At 72.9% G+C, this 16,495-nt stretch carries 18 protein-coding genes; 7 read left to right on the plus strand and 11 right to left on the minus strand.

The genetic code is table 11. The features are described from left to right. Positions 1-46 precede the first annotated feature (46 nt). Complete coding sequence (locus ACIBAD_RS24735) at positions 47-1,546, minus strand: DHA2 family efflux MFS transporter permease subunit (RefSeq protein ID WP_398908455.1); 1,500 nt, start codon at positions 1,544-1,546, stop codon at positions 47-49. 329 nt (positions 1,547-1,875) lie between these two features. On the opposite strand from ACIBAD_RS24735, the gene ACIBAD_RS24740 reads away from it, so the two are divergent. After that, complete coding sequence (locus tag ACIBAD_RS24740; protein WP_134067576.1) at positions 1,876-2,145, plus strand: amphi-Trp domain-containing protein; 270 nt, start codon at positions 1,876-1,878, stop codon at positions 2,143-2,145. Between the two features lie 94 nt (positions 2,146-2,239). On the opposite strand, the gene ACIBAD_RS24745 is transcribed toward ACIBAD_RS24740, so the two are convergent. Beyond that, positions 2,240-2,812, minus strand: coding sequence for a TetR family transcriptional regulator (locus ACIBAD_RS24745; protein WP_134067578.1), 573 nt, complete (start codon positions 2,810-2,812; stop codon positions 2,240-2,242). Positions 2,813-2,953: 141 nt separating this feature from the next. Here ACIBAD_RS24745 and ACIBAD_RS24750 point away from each other — a divergent pair, with 141 nt between their 5' ends. The 4 genes from ACIBAD_RS24750 to ACIBAD_RS24765 all read left to right on the plus strand — a co-directional run bounded on the left by ACIBAD_RS24750 (position 2,954) and on the right by ACIBAD_RS24765 (position 7,992). Continuing rightward, complete coding sequence (locus ACIBAD_RS24750; protein WP_398908457.1) at positions 2,954-3,745, plus strand: SDR family NAD(P)-dependent oxidoreductase; 792 nt, start codon at positions 2,954-2,956, stop codon at positions 3,743-3,745. Between the two features lie 312 nt (positions 3,746-4,057). Then, positions 4,058-4,981: a hypothetical protein gene (locus tag ACIBAD_RS24755; RefSeq protein WP_398908459.1), complete on the plus strand. Its 924-nt coding sequence runs from the start codon at positions 4,058-4,060 to the stop codon at positions 4,979-4,981. 56 nt (positions 4,982-5,037) lie between these two features. Then, positions 5,038-6,642 (plus strand): CocE/NonD family hydrolase, encoded by a 1,605-nt coding sequence (locus tag ACIBAD_RS24760; RefSeq protein WP_398908461.1) that lies wholly within the window; start codon positions 5,038-5,040, stop codon positions 6,640-6,642. A 153-nt stretch (positions 6,643-6,795) separates the two neighbouring features. Further along, positions 6,796-7,992, plus strand: a complete 1,197-nt coding sequence (locus ACIBAD_RS24765) for a macrolide family glycosyltransferase (RefSeq protein ID WP_398908463.1) — start codon at positions 6,796-6,798, stop codon at positions 7,990-7,992. Between the two features lie 165 nt (positions 7,993-8,157). On the opposite strand, the gene ACIBAD_RS24770 is transcribed toward ACIBAD_RS24765, so the two are convergent. The 4 genes from ACIBAD_RS24770 to ACIBAD_RS24785 form a co-directional block, all read right to left on the minus strand. Next, on the minus strand, positions 8,158-9,450 hold the full coding sequence (locus tag ACIBAD_RS24770; RefSeq protein ID WP_398908465.1) for an MFS transporter: 1,293 nt from the start codon (positions 9,448-9,450) through the stop codon (positions 8,158-8,160). Then, positions 9,447-10,400 (minus strand): GDSL-type esterase/lipase family protein, encoded by a 954-nt coding sequence (locus ACIBAD_RS24775; RefSeq protein ID WP_134067590.1) that lies wholly within the window; start codon positions 10,398-10,400, stop codon positions 9,447-9,449. The genes ACIBAD_RS24770 and ACIBAD_RS24775 overlap by 4 nt, the downstream gene beginning before the upstream one ends. Before the next feature lie 297 nt (positions 10,401-10,697). Beyond that, entirely contained in the window at positions 10,698-11,072 is a 375-nt protein-coding gene (locus ACIBAD_RS24780) for a VOC family protein (RefSeq protein WP_166681915.1), read from the minus strand. A gap of 138 nt (positions 11,073-11,210) precedes the next feature. Beyond that, entirely contained in the window at positions 11,211-11,519 is a 309-nt protein-coding gene (locus tag ACIBAD_RS24785; protein WP_134067594.1) for a hypothetical protein, read from the minus strand. 279 nt (positions 11,520-11,798) lie between these two features. On the opposite strand from ACIBAD_RS24785, the gene ACIBAD_RS24790 reads away from it, so the two are divergent. Beyond that, a complete protein-coding gene (locus ACIBAD_RS24790; protein WP_134067596.1) occupies positions 11,799-12,251 on the plus strand; it encodes a hypothetical protein in 453 nt (150 codons plus the stop codon). 288 nt (positions 12,252-12,539) lie between these two features. Here ACIBAD_RS24790 and ACIBAD_RS24795 read toward each other — a convergent pair whose 3' ends face one another. The 3 genes from ACIBAD_RS24795 to ACIBAD_RS24805 all read right to left on the minus strand — a co-directional run bounded on the left by ACIBAD_RS24795 (position 12,540) and on the right by ACIBAD_RS24805 (position 14,264). Continuing rightward, entirely contained in the window at positions 12,540-13,223 is a 684-nt protein-coding gene (locus ACIBAD_RS24795) for an endonuclease (RefSeq protein ID WP_398908469.1), read from the minus strand. Beyond that, on the minus strand, positions 13,220-13,840 hold the full coding sequence (locus tag ACIBAD_RS24800; RefSeq protein WP_134067602.1) for a DNA polymerase ligase N-terminal domain-containing protein: 621 nt from the start codon (positions 13,838-13,840) through the stop codon (positions 13,220-13,222). Before ACIBAD_RS24800 ends, ACIBAD_RS24795 begins: the two co-directional genes overlap by 4 nt. 205 nt (positions 13,841-14,045) lie before the next feature. Next, positions 14,046-14,264, minus strand: coding sequence for a hypothetical protein (locus tag ACIBAD_RS24805; protein ID WP_398908471.1), 219 nt, complete (start codon positions 14,262-14,264; stop codon positions 14,046-14,048). A 414-nt stretch (positions 14,265-14,678) separates the two neighbouring features. Here ACIBAD_RS24805 and ACIBAD_RS24810 point away from each other — a divergent pair, with 414 nt between their 5' ends. Beyond that, entirely contained in the window at positions 14,679-15,122 is a 444-nt protein-coding gene (locus tag ACIBAD_RS24810; protein WP_398908473.1) for a hypothetical protein, read from the plus strand. Positions 15,123-15,254: 132 nt separating this feature from the next. Here ACIBAD_RS24810 and ACIBAD_RS24815 read toward each other — a convergent pair whose 3' ends face one another. Together ACIBAD_RS24815 and ACIBAD_RS24820 are read right to left on the minus strand one after the other, a co-directional pair. Then, complete coding sequence (locus ACIBAD_RS24815) at positions 15,255-15,692, minus strand: DUF5709 domain-containing protein (RefSeq protein WP_134067608.1); 438 nt, start codon at positions 15,690-15,692, stop codon at positions 15,255-15,257. 199 nt (positions 15,693-15,891) lie between these two features. Beyond that, positions 15,892-16,491 (minus strand): SixA phosphatase family protein, encoded by a 600-nt coding sequence (locus tag ACIBAD_RS24820; protein WP_398908475.1) that lies wholly within the window; start codon positions 16,489-16,491, stop codon positions 15,892-15,894. Between the last annotated feature and the right edge of the window lie 4 nt (positions 16,492-16,495).

Raw genomic sequence — 16,495 nt, forward strand, 5'->3', positions numbered from 1 at the left:
ACCGGCTGTCGCCGCCGTCCCGCTGGACCCCCCGATCACCAGGGCGTCAGGTGGGTGTGTGGGTGGCTTTGTTCGTCGTGGTGCCGTCTTCGTCCCGGGCCTCCGATGCGGCGGGCTGCTGCGGAGCGGCCGGGGTGCGGATCAGCAACGCGACCAGCACGGCCAGGGCGCCGAGCACGGCGCCGATGCCGAAGCCCCACCGGACGCCCGTGGCGAGGGCGCCGGTGGCGTCGGCGCCCGCGGCTGCTGCCGTGGCGGCGTGTCCCGACATGACACTGATGACCAGGGCGGTGCCGGCGGCGGCCGCGACCTGCTGGAGCGATCCCAGGATGGCGGAGCCGTGGGGGTAGAGGTGCGGCGGCAGTACGGACAGGCCGGAGGTGAAGACGGGGGTGAACACGAACGCCATGCCCGCACTCAGGGCCACGTGGAGGGCGAGCACCAGCCACGGCGAGGTCCGTTCGCCAGTGAGGGCGAACAGCGCCAGGCAAAGCGCTGTGAGGACGGCTCCGGGTACGACCAGGCGTGGTGCGCCCACTCGGTCGTAGAGCTTTCCGACCTGTGGTCCGAGCAGGCCCATGGTCAGGCCGCCGGGGATGAGGAGCAGCCCGGTCTGCAGCGAGGTCAGGCCGCACACCTCCTGCAGGTAGATCGGCAGCAGGATGAACGCACCCATGAGGGCCATGAAGGACAGGCACATCAGGGCGAGCGAGACCGAGAAGTGACGGAACGTCAGGGCGCGCAGGTCCAGCAGCGGCGCGGACGAGCGCTGCAGCGCCAGCTGTCGCCATACGAACAGGCCCACCAGCACGGCGCCGACCAGGGTCGTGGCCTCCGGGGGGACGGGGGCCTGGGCCGCGTTCCCGGCACCGAGCCCGCTCAGGCCGTACACCAGCGCGCCGAAGCCCGCTGCCGCAAGGGGGACGGACAACCAGTCGATCGGGCCGGCCTGCGGCTCGCCGATGTTGACCAGTTTGCGTCGACCGAATATGGCCATGGCCCCGGCGATGGGAAGTACGGCCAAGAACAGCAGGCGCCATGACCCCAGCTGCAGCAGCACACCGGAGACGGCGGGGCCGAGGGCGGGTGCGACGGAGATGACGAGGGTGATGTTGCCCATGACACGGCCGCGATCGTGCGGGGGCACGAGGGTCATCAGCGTCGTCATGAGCAGCGGCATCATGATCGCGGTGCCGCCGGCCTGGATGACGCGGGCGACCAGCAGTACCGGGAAGGTGGGCGCGGCCGCGGCCAGCGCCGTGCCGGCGAGGAACAGTGCCATGGCGAGGCCGAAGGCGGTCCGAGTCGTCACGCGCTGCAGGAACCATCCCGTCACCGGGATGACGACAGCCATGGTGAGCATGAACGCCGTGGACAGCCACCCTGCGGCTGCCGCGGTGACCTCGAAATCGCGCATGAGCCGCGGGATCGCGTTGACCATGATCGTCTCGTTGAGGAGGACGACGAACGTGGACAGCACGAGGATCCGCAGCACGGCGGTGACGCGGGCGGGCGAGTGGGTGGGCGTTGCGTGTGGTGCGAGCATGGCGCCTTCCGTCATGTGAGTGTCCTCCGCACGGGGGCGGGTCACATTGACAGACCGCGGCGCCGGGAAGAACTCATCGGTGTTCCCGGATCCTGTCGGTGCCGCCGCCCGAGCTCAAGCCATTTTGCCGACCCGGAACGGCCGAGGCACGGCTTTCTGGAGCCCCCGGGCGGCATACGCCGATGCCGGCCGCGGCCGGGAGCCCGGACCCGGCCGGCCCCTGCGGGCGTCCCGGCCGCCTCCCGCCCCGGGGATGCCCGACCTGCCGCGCCGCGCCACAATGAGCCGTACCTGCTGCACCCGCTGTTCGCGGCGGATTGGAGGCATCCGTGAAGGACCTCAAGTTTGAGCAGAAACGTTCCCTGTCACGCCTTGAGGCCGCCGATCAGCTCTCCGCGCTCGCGGAGGCACTGAGGCACGGCGGCAATGCCGAACTGGAACTCGGCCCCGGCACCCTGAGCCTGCGGGTCCCCGACGAACTGCGCACCGAGATCGAGGTCGAAGTCGGCGACGGGCAGATCGAGCTGGAGATCGAACTCAAGTGGCCCACCCCGCAGACCGGGGCCGCGTCATCGCGGACGGCAGCCGAAAAGGACTAGGGTCACGGCCACCCACGGGACCTCCCGGCCCAATTCTTGAACACTTATTCAATTATCGGCGGCGATGAAGGCGAGCAGCCCTCGACCGCACCGCCTACGGGGTCTGCTCCGGCGTGAACCTCGCGAGGATCAGCAGGGTGTCGACGAGGTCCTCGGCGGGGGCACCGGTGGCCAGGCGGCGCAACTGCTGACCGAAGACCAGGGCGACGGCCGCACCGGCCAGGCGTTCGGGGTCCGGCACGCCGAGTTGGGCCAGGATCCGGGTGGCCAGCAGGTCGTAGGCGGCGAAGGACTCCGCCGCGGCGGCGCGCAGCCGCTCGTCGCGGCCGGCCTGGACGTACAGCTCGAAGGGCGCGATGTGGCGGCTGTCGAAGGCGTTGCCGCCCGCGACCCGGGCCACCACCTCGGCCGCCTGCCCGATGTCGAAGCGGTCGTCGGAGCATGCGTCGGCGAGTGCCGTGAAGTGCCGGGTCTCCTCGCCCACGAAGTGCAGCAGGCTCTCGCGCAGCAGCTCGTGCTGGGTGGCGAAGTGGTAGGTGACGGAACCGAGGGAGACGTCGGCCTCCTTGGCGATCCGCCGGTTGGTGACAGCGGCGATGCCGTCCTGCCCGATGATCCGCAGTACGGCGTCGATGATGCTCTGGCGGGTGGCGGAAGCTTGGGGCATGTCGACATTCTGCCTCATCCCCCGGCGCGACTGTCCGGGGAGGACGGGGAGTTGGGGGCGACCGCGGTGTGGACACGGGGGCGGAGCGATCCCTACTGTTCGTTCGAACGAACAACAACGAGACGCCGCACGGGAGTCGTCGTGGACATATCCAGATCGAACGTTCTACTCACCGGGGCCACCGGAGGCATCGGCTCCGCCCTCGCCGCGCGGCTGACCGCGGAGGGGGCCCGCCTCACGGTCACCGGGAGGCGCGAGGAAGCCCTCAAGGCCACCGCGGACGCCTGGGGCGCCCGTACCGTCGTCGCCGACCTGGCCGTCCGGTCCGATGTCGTCCGCCTCGCGGAGACCTGCGCGGATGCGGACGTCCTCGTCGCGAACGCCGCCCTGCCCGCCAGCGGCGCGCTCCTGGACTACACCGAGGAGCAGCTCGACCGCGCCCTCGACGTCAACTTGCGCGCACCCGTCCTGCTGACCCGGCTGCTCGCGGAACGCATGGCGGCCCGCGGCCGCGGCCACATCGTGCTGGTCGGTTCCCTTTCCGGCAAGGCGGCGACGAGGTCGACCTCCCTGTACAACGCGACGAAGTTCGGGCTGCGCGGCTTCGCACTCGGCCTGCGCCAGGACCTCCGGGGGACGGGTGTGGGGGTGTCGGTGGTCCAGCCCGGCTTCGTCCGCGACGCCGGGATGTTCGCGGCCACCGGTGCCGCGACGCCGAACGGCATCAGGACCGTCAGGCCCGGTCAGGTCGCCGACGGCGTCGTACGAGCCGTCCGCCGCGACCGGTGCGAGGTCAACGTGGCACCGCTGGAACTGCGGCTGCTGAGCGCCGTCGCGGGGCAGTTCCCCGGCTTCGCGGAGCGGGTCCAGGCCCGGGCTGACGTCGATGGCTCCGTGCGACAGATCGTCGACGCCCAGCGCTCACGCCGTTAGGCCGTGTCGTCAAAGCCCCGTCCGGCCGGCGCAACTTGGACGACGCTTCCCAGCGGGCGGCGGTCCCGCGCCGCCGGGCGGGACCGCCCCTCGCCCCCTCTCCCCCACCCCGCCGCGGATCCGTCCCCGCCCGCACGCCCTCGCCCACGTACCTGCACCACCGCCCCCCATTCACACCCGCACCCGCAGGCCCTCCCTGCCGCCTCATGTGAACGGGGACACTGCTGTGCGGCAGCCAAGGGCAATGCGCGGGGTTCGCGCGGGCCGAGGTGCGCAGGCCCGAGCCCCGCCTCCACCACGCTGGACCAGCTGGTGGCCATCACCAACCCGGTGTGGTTCCGCTCCGCGCAACTGCCCCCTTACGGCGTCGAGCGGCGCGCGCTCTTCCACACCGAGCTCCGCCCCGACGGGTCGTGGGGCATTATGCGTCCGCTCCCGGGTGCCGCGCCGGACGCCGCATCGTTCGCGGGAGTCCAGAGCGCCGCGGCCGGCATGGCGGATGGTTCCGTCGTGGTGCTGGGCGTCGCGCCCGACAACGGTTTGTGGCTGACGACCGTACGGGGTCAGAGCACGATCCGGCCCTGGCAGCGCGTCGCAGGACCGGACGGCTCGACCGGGTCCACCGTCCGGGAGGCGGACATCGCCGCCTTCCCCGACGGCACCTGCCAGATCGTGGTGACGGCCATGGACGGCGTCCTCCAACAGCAGCGCCGCGCCGACGGCACCCTGCCCGGGTTCAGGGCCCTGCCCGGACTCACCGCTCAGAGCCGCTGGGGTGCGACGAAGGTGTCGATCACCGGTATGCCCGACGGCTCCGCCCAGGTCCTCGCGATCGGCCTCGACGGGTTGGTGTACCACCAGGAGCGGCGGCCCGACGGCTCCTGGACCGGATTCCGGCCGCCGCGGGGCGTCACCACCTCCACCATGGGAGCCAGCGCCATCGGCATCGCGGGGACGCCCGACGGCTCCGCCCAGGTGGTGCCGGTCGGTCTCGACGGCCGGATCTGGCACAACGCCAGGAAGCCGGACGGCTCCTGGACCCCGTTCTCGCGGCCACCCGGCCCGAACGGGAGGGACCCCTTCCCCGCGGGGCAGGTCCGCATCACCGCTCTGCGCGACGGCACCACGCACGTGACGGCGATCAGCGCCGGCCAGCCGGAGCCGACCGCCACCCGCCAAGACGTGGGCCGAAGGATCCGTGACAGGGGCGGGCCCGGGGTCGTTGGACGGGCGTGATCGCGAAGGCGCTCGCGTTGGCCTGGCGGAAGGGTGGACGGCACTGTGGTGAATCCATGAGCGGCATGCGGAAGGCGCGGGCATGGCGGGGCCCGCTCTCCGTGGCGTTGCTGGCCTCGGTACTGGCGGCGCACGGCCTGCCGGCCGCGGCGGGTTCCGGCGGGGACGGACCGGGTCATGCCGCTCGGGAGGGCACACCGGTCTCGGTTGCCGGCACGACGATCGTGATGCGCGACGGCACGCGGATCGCCGCCACCGCGTACGTTCCGGCGGCGGCGGGTCCTCATCCGTTGATCGTGATGCCGGGCGCCTGGTGGAACATGCCGCAGGACGCGTTGCTCGACGACAAGCGGCAGCTGGCGGAGTCGGGTTACGTGGTGGTCTCGTACGATCCGCGGGGGCTGCGGCGTTCGGGCGGAGAGGCCGACATGGCCGGGCCGTCGGACGTGGCGGACGTCTCCGACGTGATCACGTGGGCGCTGGGCCATACGCCGGCGGACACGAAGCGCGTAGGGCTGTACTCGTCCTCGTACGGAGGGGCGCTGAGCCTGAACGCGGCCGCGCGGGACCCGCGCGTGGTCGCCGTCGCGGCCCTGTGCCCGTGGACCGATCTGTTCGAATCGTTCGTTCGCAACGACACCCACGCCGGACCGATCACCACCTTCCAGGCACTGATCGGCGCCGCCAACGGCCGGATGAGCCCGTCGACGGTCCAGGCCTTCGAACGGCTGAGCGGCGGCCACACGGCGGAGGTGCGCGCCTGGGCGCGGGAGCGCTCGCCCCGAACGTTCGCCGGGAGGCTCAACGCGCGCCGTACGGCGGTGTTCATGGCCGGGGAGTGGAGCGACCCCCTGGTACCGGCCGGCCACACGGGAAGATTCCTGGACCAGTTGACCGGTCCCAAGCAGCTGTGGATGAGTCCCGGCGGCCACGGGGATTCCAGTTCCCGTGAAGCCGCGCTGCTGCAACCCCGGGGCGCCGTCCGCGGACACGCCCGGCGCTGGCTCGACCGGTTCCTCAAGGCCCGTCCCAACGGTGCGGACCGGCTCCCACCGCTGATGGTGCGGCCGCGCAACGCCGAGGAAGTCGAGACCTACCCGGGCTGGTCGGCTCTGGAGCGGTCGCCCTCCGAGGTCACGCTCCGGGCGGACGGCGCAGCGGCAAGCGGCAGCAGGCGGCTGCTCGCGGGTTCGGATTCGCCCGCCGACTCGGGCCCCTTCCCCGTCGCGGGCCTGGCCGACTCGATCGGTCTGCCACCCACCACCGTTCTTCCCCTGCTCGCCCCGCCCCTCGCGGCGGTCTGGCGCAGCGGTCCACTGGACTCACCGTGGGCGCTGCGCGGCTCCCCCAGGGTGAGCACCCGCCTGACCTCCACTGCGTCGCGGGGCACTTTCGTGGCGTACCTGTACGACGTGGACCCCTTGGGAATCGCCCGGTTGATCAGTCATGCCCCGTACAGCTTCGCGGGGGTGGGGCCGGGCACTCCCGTCACTGCCGACGTGCAGATGCCCGCCATGGCATGGAACGTCGCCCAGGGGCACCACCTGGCAGTCGTCCTCGACGGCGCCGACCACCGTTACACCAGCGTCAGCCCCATCGGGTCCTCGCTCACGTTCTCCGCGGCGGACACCCGACTGCGTGTTCCCGGCCGCGCCGGGTGAGTCCCGAGGCCGGCCCCGGACCTCACCCCTCACGTGCAGATGAAAGGACGTGGGCGGCGGTGTCCTCGCGCCCGGAAACGGCGTTGAGGAAGCGGCAAGCCTATCGATCTTGAGCCGCGGCGGTGCCGCGCGATGGAGTCTGGAGTGGTGGTCATGACGGGTATCCCGGCCGGCGGTGCGGAACGAGCGCCTCATGTGGCCGTGTTCAACGTGCCGATGCACGGGCATGTGATCCCGACGCTGGCGGTCGTACGGGAGCTGGTGCGTCGCGGAAACCGGGTGAGCTACGCGGTGACCGCGGAATTCGCCGATGACGTACGCTCCGCGGGAGCACAGCCTGTCGTGTACGAGGCGCCTGCGGCGGGTGAGGCTCCCGAGGACATGGCCGTGGGGGTGACCCAGGCGGTCGTCGTCAACGTGGCCGCGCTGCCGCAGCTGGAAGCCGCTTTCGGCACCGATGTGCCGGATGTCGTTCTGTCCGACGTATACGCGTGGGCAGGCCCCCTGCTCGCGGCCCGCTGGGGGGTGCCCGCCGTCCAGCTGGCGCCGACGCACATCCCCTACGACGGTCTGGTGCGGGAGTTCTTCGGCCTTGAGGACATCTCCCAGATCCCCGGGTTCCCCGAACTCGCCGGGGCGCTGGACCAGTTCGGTGTGCCGGGCGGGGTCCACTCCCTGACGCTGGCGCCGCCGCGGACCGTAGCCTTCTTTCCCCGCTCCTTCCAGCGACGGCCGGAGACGGTGAAGGCGGGCGAAGCGCACTGGGTGGGGCCGGCGATCTCCGACCGGTCCTTCCAGGGCCGCTGGCGCCGGCCGGACAACGGACGGCCCGTGCTGTACGTGTCGCTGGGCTCGCAGTTCAACCGGCGTCCGGAGTTCTACCGGTCCTGCCTGGAGGCGTTCGCCGGCCAGGGGTGGCACGTGGTGATGAGTGTCGGGGCGGAAGTGGCGGCGGCCGGGCTCGGTGCGGTGGGTGACGGCTTCGAGGTGCACGCGAGTGTGCCGCAGCTCGATGTCCTGGCAGCCGCGTCGGCGTTCGTCACGCACGGCGGCATGGGCAGCCTGATGGAGGCGTTCTCCTTGGGCGTGCCGGTCGTCGTCGTGCCGCAGATGGCAGAGCAGCGGGTCAACGCCGGCCGGGTCCGGGAGCTGGGTGTCGGCCAGTGGCTCCCCCGGGAGCAGGCCACCGCCCAGGCGCTTCGTGACGCCGTACGGGCCGTCATGCAGGATGGGCAGGTCGCGGCGGCGGTGGCCGGGCTGCGGCAGGAGATCGAGGCGGCCGGGGGCGCCGCAGCCGCGGCGGACGTGGTCGAGAAGGTTCTGGCGGACAGGCCGATGGTTTCGGGCTGATCCCGCTCCGCGCCGCTCGGCCGCATGCCATGAAGGCTTTGTGGCCGGGCGGCCCCGGCAGCCGGTCGGACGGTGGGTGAGCGGTTCGGCCCAGGAGGCCGGCCGCCGGACTGGGCCGGCCGCCGGACTGGGCCGGCCGCCGGACTGGGGCCGCAACGATGGACTTCAGGTCACCGCCGGCCGCTTCGGCGCGGCCGGTTCCAGGACCTCGGACCGCAGCAGACGGACGGCGGGGCCGGTCGCAGCCGTGGTGAGGGCTCCCAGCACGGCAACGGCCGCACCGCCCCACAGCACTGCCGCCAGCCCGTTCGTGAACTGGACCGGTCCGTCCGTCGAGCCCGTGTGCGCGAACAGCACGGCGGACGCGGCCACTCCGGCCAGCGCGCCGATCTCCCGGACCGAACTGTTGACTCCCGCCGCGGCGGACGCGCTCGCCACGGGCGCGTTCACCAGCAGGGCTTCGGGCGCCGCCGTGAAGAAGAGGGCCATGCCCGCACCTCCTGCCAGCAGGCCGGGGAGCTGCATCACGTAAGCGGTCTGCGGGGACAGGATGAGCGCGAACCAGGCGGAACTCGCCGCGGTCAGCACGAACCCGGCCGCCAGGACCGGCCGAGGACCGGTCCGTGCCATCGTCAGCCCGGCCACGGGAGCCATCACCAAGGGCATCGCCGTCCACGGAAGGATCCGCAGGCCCGCCACCCAGGGGCTGTGGCCCTGAACGATCTGGGGAAACTGCGCCAGCCAGAAGACCGTCCCGAAAACGGCGGCGTGCATCAGAAACCCGCAGACGTGCACTGCCAGAACACCCCGCGAAGCCCGCCCGCGGCGCCCGGTTCCGGCCTCCCGGCCGCGGGCGGTGGGGGTCCGGGCCCCGGCGCTGGTCGCGGGCGGCTCACGCATGAAGCTCAGCGCCGTGGCCGCCAGCAGGAGCCCGAGAGGTACGTTGATCCAAAAAACGTACTGCCATCCGCCCCACTGGACGACGGCTCCGCCGACCAGCGGGCCCACCGCGACGGCCAACCCGCCCAAGGCCCCCCACACTCCCAGCAGTACGGGCCTGCGGGCAGCCGACACGGCGCCCGCCACGAGGGTCAGGCTCAGCGGCAGCACCCCGGCGGCGCCCACTCCCTGCACGGCACGGGCGATCGTGAGCAATTGCGCGGTCGAGGAGGACGCGGCCCCGGCCGACCCCATGCTGAACACGACCAGCGCAGTGGTGAACACGCGCAGCTGCCCGTACCGCGCGGCGAGCCGGGTCATCAGCGGAGGCAGCACCGCCACCGGCACCAGGTAGGCGTTGACGAACCAGGCAGCCGCTACGCCGTCGGCATCCCGACCCAGATCGGAGCGGATCGCGGTCAGCGCGGTGAGCAGCACCAAGTGGTCGAGCCCGCACATGAACACCGCAAGCGCGGTGACCGCGCACGCCGTTCGAGCGGAACGCCGCTTCGCCGTCACCGCCGGTCCCGCCCGGCCGCCCCCGGCCGGGGCGCGACCTCGGCTCCCACCTCGGTGGGATGCCGGAGCGGCCGCGGGGTCGGGCGGCGGGCCGGACGGGGCAGCTGGGCGTGGCCTCGCGCTGCCGTGCTTTGCGAGGCCGGCCGACAGGTCTGCACCAAGGCCACCTGGCCACGCCGCGCGGACGCTCCGGCACGCAGGTGCGCCTCGCCCGCCTCGGTCACCGCGGGCGCTGCGAGACCGAGATAGAGCCGATAGCCCTCGGCGGAGGGATGGAACGCGTCAGGGCAGTACAGCCGGCCCGGGGCACTCCGGAAGGCGTCCGTCGCGAGGGGGACCACACGGCCACCGGCTGCCGCCACGGCGGATCGCTGATGCCGGGCCAGCCACTTCGACCGGATCGAGGCCACGACGGCCGCCGGCCGCCGCAGGGCGGGAGCCGCTCCGATGTCGGCGCACGAGCCGATCACGACCTCCCATCCCGCGCCGCGCAGCTCGCGCACGTACCGGCCCAGACGGTCGGCCGCCCGGCCCAGGGGCGCGGGCAGCAGTACGTCGTTCCCGCCGATCAGGATGAACGCCACACCGGGTGTGCCCCGTCCGGCGACCGACCTGACCTGGCGTGCCATCCCCGCCGTGGTGGCCCCCGCACGGGCCGTGACGTCGAGGTCGACCGGGCAATCCAGCCGGTCGGCCAGCAGCCGGGCCAGCTGGGCTCCCACGGTGTCCGCCGCCGTCAGCACTCCGACGGTCACCGCCGAGGAGTCCCCCAGGAGCACGAACGGCAACGGTGCTCCCGCGCCCGAGCCGTAGCGGCCCGAGGGTGAGGGCACGTCCCGCCCGTCCCACAGCGGCTGCCGTAGCAAAAGCCCCGCGAACCCCTTCAGCGCAGACTTCAGCACCCGGCGGCGGAACCGCTTCCACGTCCGCGCCAGTACCTCGGCACGCATCACGCGCCCCCTTCACGACGACAGCAGACTCCGGGCGCCCGAGCCTTCACCCACCGGCTCCGTCCCGCGGGCACGGCCACGAAGGCCCGGGATCACAGACCCGGTTCGTCAAACGATCAAGAGCGGGCGAGGACACGATCCCCCGGTGTGCAGATGGCGACCGCCCACCGCCGCAGGGTGTTCGCAGCGCATCCGGTCGCTCGCGCCGATGCGGTGCGCACCCAGCCCCGCCGCACAACGGGACGGTGCGCAGGGCTCGTACGGGGTAGGCGTGCCGGGGAGGGGGCGGGCCGGGGATCAGTGGAGGCAGAGGCAGAACGGATGGCCGGCCGGGTCCGCGTAGACCCGCCAGTTGGCGTCCGGGCGGAGCTGGTCCGTCCGCTCCAGCAGGCGCGCGCCGAGGGCGAGCGCCCGCTTTTCCTCACCGTCGAGGTCGTCCACGTCGAAATCCAGGTGGAGCTGCTGCGGGTGCTGCTGGCCGGGCCATTCGGGCGGCCGGTAGCCGTCCACCCGCTGGCAGGCCAGCGGCGTCCCCTCGAACCCGTGCACCTCGACCCAGTCGGGATCGTCCGGTGACTCGACCACCCGGCCGCCGAGCAGCTCCGCGTAGAAGCCTGCGAGCCGTACCGGGTCGGCGCAGTCCAGCGCCACCGCCTGCAGCTTTCGAATCACTTGCGACACCCCTCGCTCTTCGGCGGCCCTTGCGCCCTTCTGTACGGGAGGGGTCGTACCCGCCACCCCGGCGGGCATGCAGGTGGACCGTCCCGGAACGGGTCGACCCCGGCGTGCCGACGCTGACGCCCCGGGGCGTCAGCCGATGCTCTGCCGGTCCTGCACGTCGCAGTCGGTGTAGACCGGCGGCCTGGTCATCAACGTCGAGAGCTGTTGGGCCAGCTCGTTGGTCTCGGGCGCCTTGCTGTTGGCCATGGCGGCCTCGTAGGAGTCGAACTCGACCACGGCGAGGTAGCGGTTGGGGTTGGCCCGGTCCTTGAGCAGGGTGCGGGAGTCGGGGGCGCCGGTCCTGCCTTCCGAGCGGGCCCGCTCCTCGTAGGAGCGCAGCAGGTTGCGCACCTCGTCGATGCGCTCGGTCTCGAAGTCGATGATCTGGGCGAATTTCATGCTTCCGGTTCCTCCTGGCGCATCGCGGCCTCGCGGTGAGGTCCTTGCTGCCGCCAGCAAACACCGCCGTGGGGGCCGCCCCCGGCTCAGACACCCGCCGACCCGGCAATTCCACGAGGTTGGCCGGTACCGGGCGGGCGGATGCAGCCCGCATGCCGATCCGGGGGCCGGAGGGCGTCGCGGCGGACGGGCCGCTCCACCTGCTCTTACCGATCCCCGTTTGACACGCTTGGGAGGGGTGGCAGGGTGGAACACGGGGTCATCGCTGGGAGGCTCGGCATGGTTTCCTGTGAGGCATGGCTTTCGGCTGAGGCATGGCGTTCTACGGCGCGGCAGCTTCCGCTCAGGCTCACGGCCGGCGCGTTCTTCCTGAATTCCGGGCTCGCGAAACGTGGTGCGGACGAGGCCACGGCCGAGGGGCTCCATCAGTTCGCTGCCGGAACGTACCCGTTCCTGGGCCAGCAGGACGCCCAGAAGTTCGTCCGCGTGCTCTCCGCCGGGGAGCTCGCCATAGCCGCCACGCTGCTCGTACCGTTCGTTCCTGCCGCCGTCGCCGGGGTGGCGCTGACCGCGTTCTCCGCCGGCACCCTCGGGCTCTACCTCCGTACGCCGGGCATGCGGGAGGAAGGCGGCCTGCGCCCCACCGAGCAGGGGATCGCGCTGGCCAAGGACGTTTGGCTGCTGGGCATCGGCGTTTCGCTCATCGCCGAGGGCCTGAAGCAACACCGGTGACGTGTCTCCCGGCCCGCCGGTGACGGGCCGGTGGTCACATGACCGGTTCCGGGGCGGGTACGGGGCCCGGCAGGGGTCCCGGCTGCGGGTGCGGATCGGGGCGCGGGGCAGGAGGCGGCTGCGGGTCGGGTTCCGGCTGCGGCGGTGCCGGCGGCACCGGGTCGGGGCCACCCGGGGCGGGCACGGGACCCGGCACGGGCCCGGGCTGCGGGCCGGGTCCGGGACCCGGCGCAGGGGTGGGGGTGGGAGGTACGGGATCGTTGGGAGGGGTGCATGGGGTGCCCATGGCTAGGTTTCCTTCCATCGGGAGCGTTCGACCTTCCCTGAGAGTTCGAACCGGACGAGGCCGGCCGCCAGCTTCGGCAGGTCTTCGGCGTCGACGAGGCGCGCCAAGCCCTCGGCGGTCTTCGGGAGCCCGAGTTCCGCCGCGGCGTGGCGGGCCCGGCCGTCGAACGCGGGGCGCAGCTCGGGCCACAGGCCTTGTGCCTCCCGGCAGAAGATGTCCGCGCCGACTGGTCCGATCCGGGGGATCTCCTGGAGCAGCTCGCGGACGCGGTCCGGGTCGCCGCCCGCGGCTTCGCGCAGTCGGCGCAGGTCTCCGCGGTACCGGTCGAGTACCAGGTCGGCCCCGGCTCCCAGCGCGGTGGCGGTGCTCTCGTCGTAGCGGCGGTAGTGCGCGCGGACCAGTGCGTCCACCCGGTCCTGCCACGAGGCCGCCGCCATCGCGCGGGGCGTGCGCATGCCGTCCTCGAACAGCGCGCGGGCGGCGGCCACCGCGATGTCGGCCTTGATGCGTACGGAGAACAGCACGCACAGCGTCAGCAACTGGTACAGCGGCGCGGGTGTGTTCCGCAGCCGGATGCCCGCTTCCTGGGCGTGGGTCCGCCCGTACTCCTCCATCAGGCGCCGTGCGGTGGTGTGCTGCGTCACGGCGGTCCGGGCGTGGGAGTCGTGCTGCTGGTTCAGGGTCATCGGGTTCCCCCTCGCGCGGCCGCGGCGACCTGTTTGAGCGTGCGTCCCGTACGGGCCGAGCGGGCCCGTCGCGGGTCGGGCGTCCCGGCAGCGGCCGCCCGCCCGTCGGCGTGCTTGACCAGGAGCCACGCTTCCTTCCCGCCGTCCTCCTCCGTGCGGAAGCGGGTGAGCGAGTAGCCGCCGGTCAGCTTGCGGCCGTCCAGCCAGAACGAGGCGTGCCCCCGCTCCAACGCCTCGGCGAGCGGGATCTCGTCTCCGGCGCGATCGGTCGAGACGTTGCGGTACGTGCCCTCGTCCCACACGATCACCGTGCCACCGCCGTACTCGCCCTGCGCGATCACGCCTTCGAAGTCGCGGTACTCCAGGGGGTGGTCCTCCGTCGGTGTCGCGAACCGCTTGTCGTGCGGATCCCTGGACGGGCCTTTGGGCACGGCGAAGGATTTGAGCACGCCGTCCGCTTCGAGCCGGAAGTCGAAGTGCATGCTCCGCGCGTCGTGGATCTGCACGACGTACGACGCCGGTCCGCCGGACGGCTCCGCGAGCCGGCCCTCCGGCTCGGCCGTCCGGGAGAAGTCACGCCGCCGGTGGTACCGGCCCAGCGCTCCCGCGGCCGTCATGGCATCCTCCTCACACCTGTCGCGAAGGCGTTCCCGCGGATGCGGCTACCCAGCTGCGCCGCCGCCACCCACGCTCGACGGGTCCTATCGCCCTCCCCTGCCCGGGTGGTGTCCGACGGTGGGCACGGGCCCTGCGACTCTCCCGGCCACGCTGGCGCGGCAGCGCCCCGCGGCGCGTGGCTGCGGGGCGCCTTGCGTGGCGGGTTCAGTCGATCTGCTCCCCGTCGTGCGTGCCGCCCTGGCAGTAGTTGCCCTGATCGTTGATCGCGGGCGTTCCGCCGCCCTGCTTGCACTCGGAAGGGGTGACGTAGGTGGTGGCACCCTGTGCGGTGGCGGCGGTTGCGGCGGTGGCTGCGCCTGTGAGGCCGAGTCCGGCGAGGGCTGCCGTCGCGATGACGGCGGCGAGGGTTCGTCGAATGCGCATGTGGTTTCCCTTTCACGGATTGCCTCGGTTGGGGCACTAGCCAGTTTGATCTTCACCCATGCGGGTGGCACCTCAGGTTGCCCCATTCGGGTGATGGTGAGGTCGGGTGCGAGCCGGTGACCCGACCCGTCGGACAGGCCCTGAGGCCACACGCGGCGGGCTGACGGCCGCATGGGCAGCCGGTCGCCGGGTAGGCGCCGGGCACCCCGCGAGGAAGGGCGCCCGGACGATCCGGCCGCGGAGTCGAAGCTCCGAACCGGGCTCCGGCCGTCATCGACGGCCTGGAGGCGGCTGTGGCCGACCGGACCCCGGAAACATCTGACAGGCAGCGGAGCGCGGACCGGCCTGGACCCGGCGGCCCGTACCCCGCGGGGCGAGGCCGTCTCCCGGCCGTAGGAAGGACGGTGGCAGACCATGGCACGGGTCAGCGTCCGAGGGTCCGACGTAGTCGTCCGGCTGGGCTTCCGGGAAGGGCTCGCCGCACGGCGCCGCGAGGTCCGCGTACCCGTCTCGGCGCTGCGCCGGGTCGACGTCGAGACCAGCTGGTGGCGCGTGCTGCGCGGGCAGCCGGGTACGGGTCTGTGGGCCCCGGGCCGGTGCATCGGCGTCCGGCACGCGCTCGGCGGCGACGACTTCGTGGCCGTGCGGGCCGGCAGCGTGGTGCTGTGCATGGATCTGGGCCCCGGCGCGCCGTTCAGCCGGGTGGCCGTCTCGGTTGCCGAACCCGAGCGGACGCGGCGGGCCGTGCTCGCGGCGATGCCCGAAGAGCCGGCCCCCGCCTCGGGGGCACGGCGAGGGCCGCTGCCGGACCGGATCCGGCGGGACCACGTCACGCACCGGGCCGAAGGCCAGGGTTAGGCAGCCCTGCCGGCGTGGGTCGGCCTCCCCCGGCCGCACCGCCGTCGACCCACGGTCTCCAATCCTCCGGGCCCTCCGCGCGGAGCCCCGCGATCTGCCCCGCGGGCGTGCGACCAGCTGTGCTCCGAGCCGTTACGGCTCCCCCTCCTCCTCGTCCAAGTCCTCGATGACGTGCACGGCGGCCTCCTCCGCGGAGGCGGCTCCGGCGTCGATGCCGACGTCGTGCGCGAACACGTTGTTCTCGTGGGGGAACGTGCTGGTCGGGGCCAGCCGGCCGGCGCGCGCACCACCCGCCTGCGGATCCACGGGCTCGCCCGCACCACCCGTCAGGTCCCCGATCCCGTCGTCGGCGGGCAGCTCCCGCTCGGGGACTTCGCGGGCGAGGCGCTCGTCGAGGCTGTCCCCCCTCTCGCGCGTGAAAAGCCGCTCGGGCGGCGAGTAACCCTGGTCGATGAGGGCATCGGTGCCGGGTTCCCCGACGCTGTCGTCCATGTCCGGCTGCCGCTCGGAGGGCTCGTCCTCGGGCTGGGGCTGGTAGACGTCGTCGCCGCGGGCTTCCGAGTCGCTCATGAGCCTGTCCTCTCCTCGTGGCAGCGCAAGTTCGGGGCGCGCTGCGCGCTTTCCCCGAGCGTCTCCCCAGTAATGCGCGGAACACGCGGCGCCGCCCCCTGGCCGCGCCCCCGCGGCGGTTCACGGCCCCGCTCCCGGGCGGGCCGGCCGGGCCCCTCGTGGAACGGTCCGGACCCGCGCCCGACGGCCGGGAAGCAGGTCAGTGGTGCGGTGACCAGAGGGCCCTCAGGTACCCCGCACCGGGGGTCAGGGCGTCCCAGCCCCCCGGAAGGTCCACCACCGCGATCGCCGACGTCCGCAGCCTCGCCCTCAGCTCCTCCAGCAGCGTGGGCGGACCGGAACCGCACAGGGCCGAGGCCAGCTCGTGGATGCCGGAATTGTGGCCGATCAGGACCGCGCAGCCGATGCCCGCGGCCCTCTCCGCCAGTACGGTGACCAGCGCGTTCGGCGGCGCGTTGTAGAGGCGCTCGTCGTACACGGCGGACGGCGGCTCCGCCAGCGCCGGGACCATCAACTGCCAGGTCTGCCGTGTGCGGCGCGACGGGGAGCACAGCGCGAGCTCGGGCGTGAAGCCCGACTCGGCCAGCCAGCGGCCCGCCCGCGGCGCGTCGGCCCTGCCGCGCTCGCTGAGGGGCCGCTCGGCGTCCCGGGCCGGATCACCCTTGGGTACGGCCTTCGCGTGCCGCACCAGCAGCAGCCGGCATCCGGCGGCCTCTTCCGGGGCCGAGGACGTCGTGCGTGGGGCGGGGCCCGAGGACATCGCCGCCTCCTTCGCCGCGGGATACCGGTACACGGCCATGGTG

It is taken from the genome of Streptomyces sp. NPDC051109 (assembly GCF_044455885.1).
In the GTDB taxonomy this organism is placed as follows: domain Bacteria; phylum Actinomycetota; class Actinomycetes; order Streptomycetales; family Streptomycetaceae; genus Streptomyces.

What these genes read in the sequence shown, in the direction of transcription:
- ACIBAD_RS24805 (WP_398908471.1), bottom strand. Translation starts at nt 14,264, where the DNA reads ATGCGCATTCGACGAACCCTCGCCGCCGTCATCGCGACGGCAGCCCTC.
- ACIBAD_RS24790 (WP_134067596.1), top strand. Translation starts at nt 11,799, where the DNA reads ATGGTTTCCTGTGAGGCATGGCTTTCGGCTGAGGCATGGCGTTCTACG.
- ACIBAD_RS24760 (WP_398908461.1), top strand. Translation starts at nt 5,038, where the DNA reads ATGAGCGGCATGCGGAAGGCGCGGGCATGGCGGGGCCCGCTCTCCGTG.
- ACIBAD_RS24810 (WP_398908473.1), top strand. Translation starts at nt 14,679, where the DNA reads ATGGCACGGGTCAGCGTCCGAGGGTCCGACGTAGTCGTCCGGCTGGGC.
- ACIBAD_RS24765 (WP_398908463.1), top strand. Translation starts at nt 6,796, where the DNA reads ATGACGGGTATCCCGGCCGGCGGTGCGGAACGAGCGCCTCATGTGGCC.
- ACIBAD_RS24745 (WP_134067578.1), bottom strand. Translation starts at nt 2,812, where the DNA reads ATGCCCCAAGCTTCCGCCACCCGCCAGAGCATCATCGACGCCGTACTG.
- ACIBAD_RS24815 (WP_134067608.1), bottom strand. Translation starts at nt 15,692, where the DNA reads ATGAGCGACTCGGAAGCCCGCGGCGACGACGTCTACCAGCCCCAGCCC.
- ACIBAD_RS24795 (WP_398908469.1), bottom strand. Translation starts at nt 13,223, where the DNA reads ATGACCCTGAACCAGCAGCACGACTCCCACGCCCGGACCGCCGTGACG.
- ACIBAD_RS24735 (WP_398908455.1), bottom strand. Translation starts at nt 1,546, where the DNA reads ATGCTCGCACCACACGCAACGCCCACCCACTCGCCCGCCCGCGTCACC.
- ACIBAD_RS24800 (WP_134067602.1), bottom strand. Translation starts at nt 13,840, where the DNA reads ATGACGGCCGCGGGAGCGCTGGGCCGGTACCACCGGCGGCGTGACTTC.
- ACIBAD_RS24820 (WP_398908475.1), bottom strand. Translation starts at nt 16,491, where the DNA reads ATGGCCGTGTACCGGTATCCCGCGGCGAAGGAGGCGGCGATGTCCTCG.
- ACIBAD_RS24775 (WP_134067590.1), bottom strand. Translation starts at nt 10,400, where the DNA reads ATGCGTGCCGAGGTACTGGCGCGGACGTGGAAGCGGTTCCGCCGCCGG.
- ACIBAD_RS24785 (WP_134067594.1), bottom strand. Translation starts at nt 11,519, where the DNA reads ATGAAATTCGCCCAGATCATCGACTTCGAGACCGAGCGCATCGACGAG.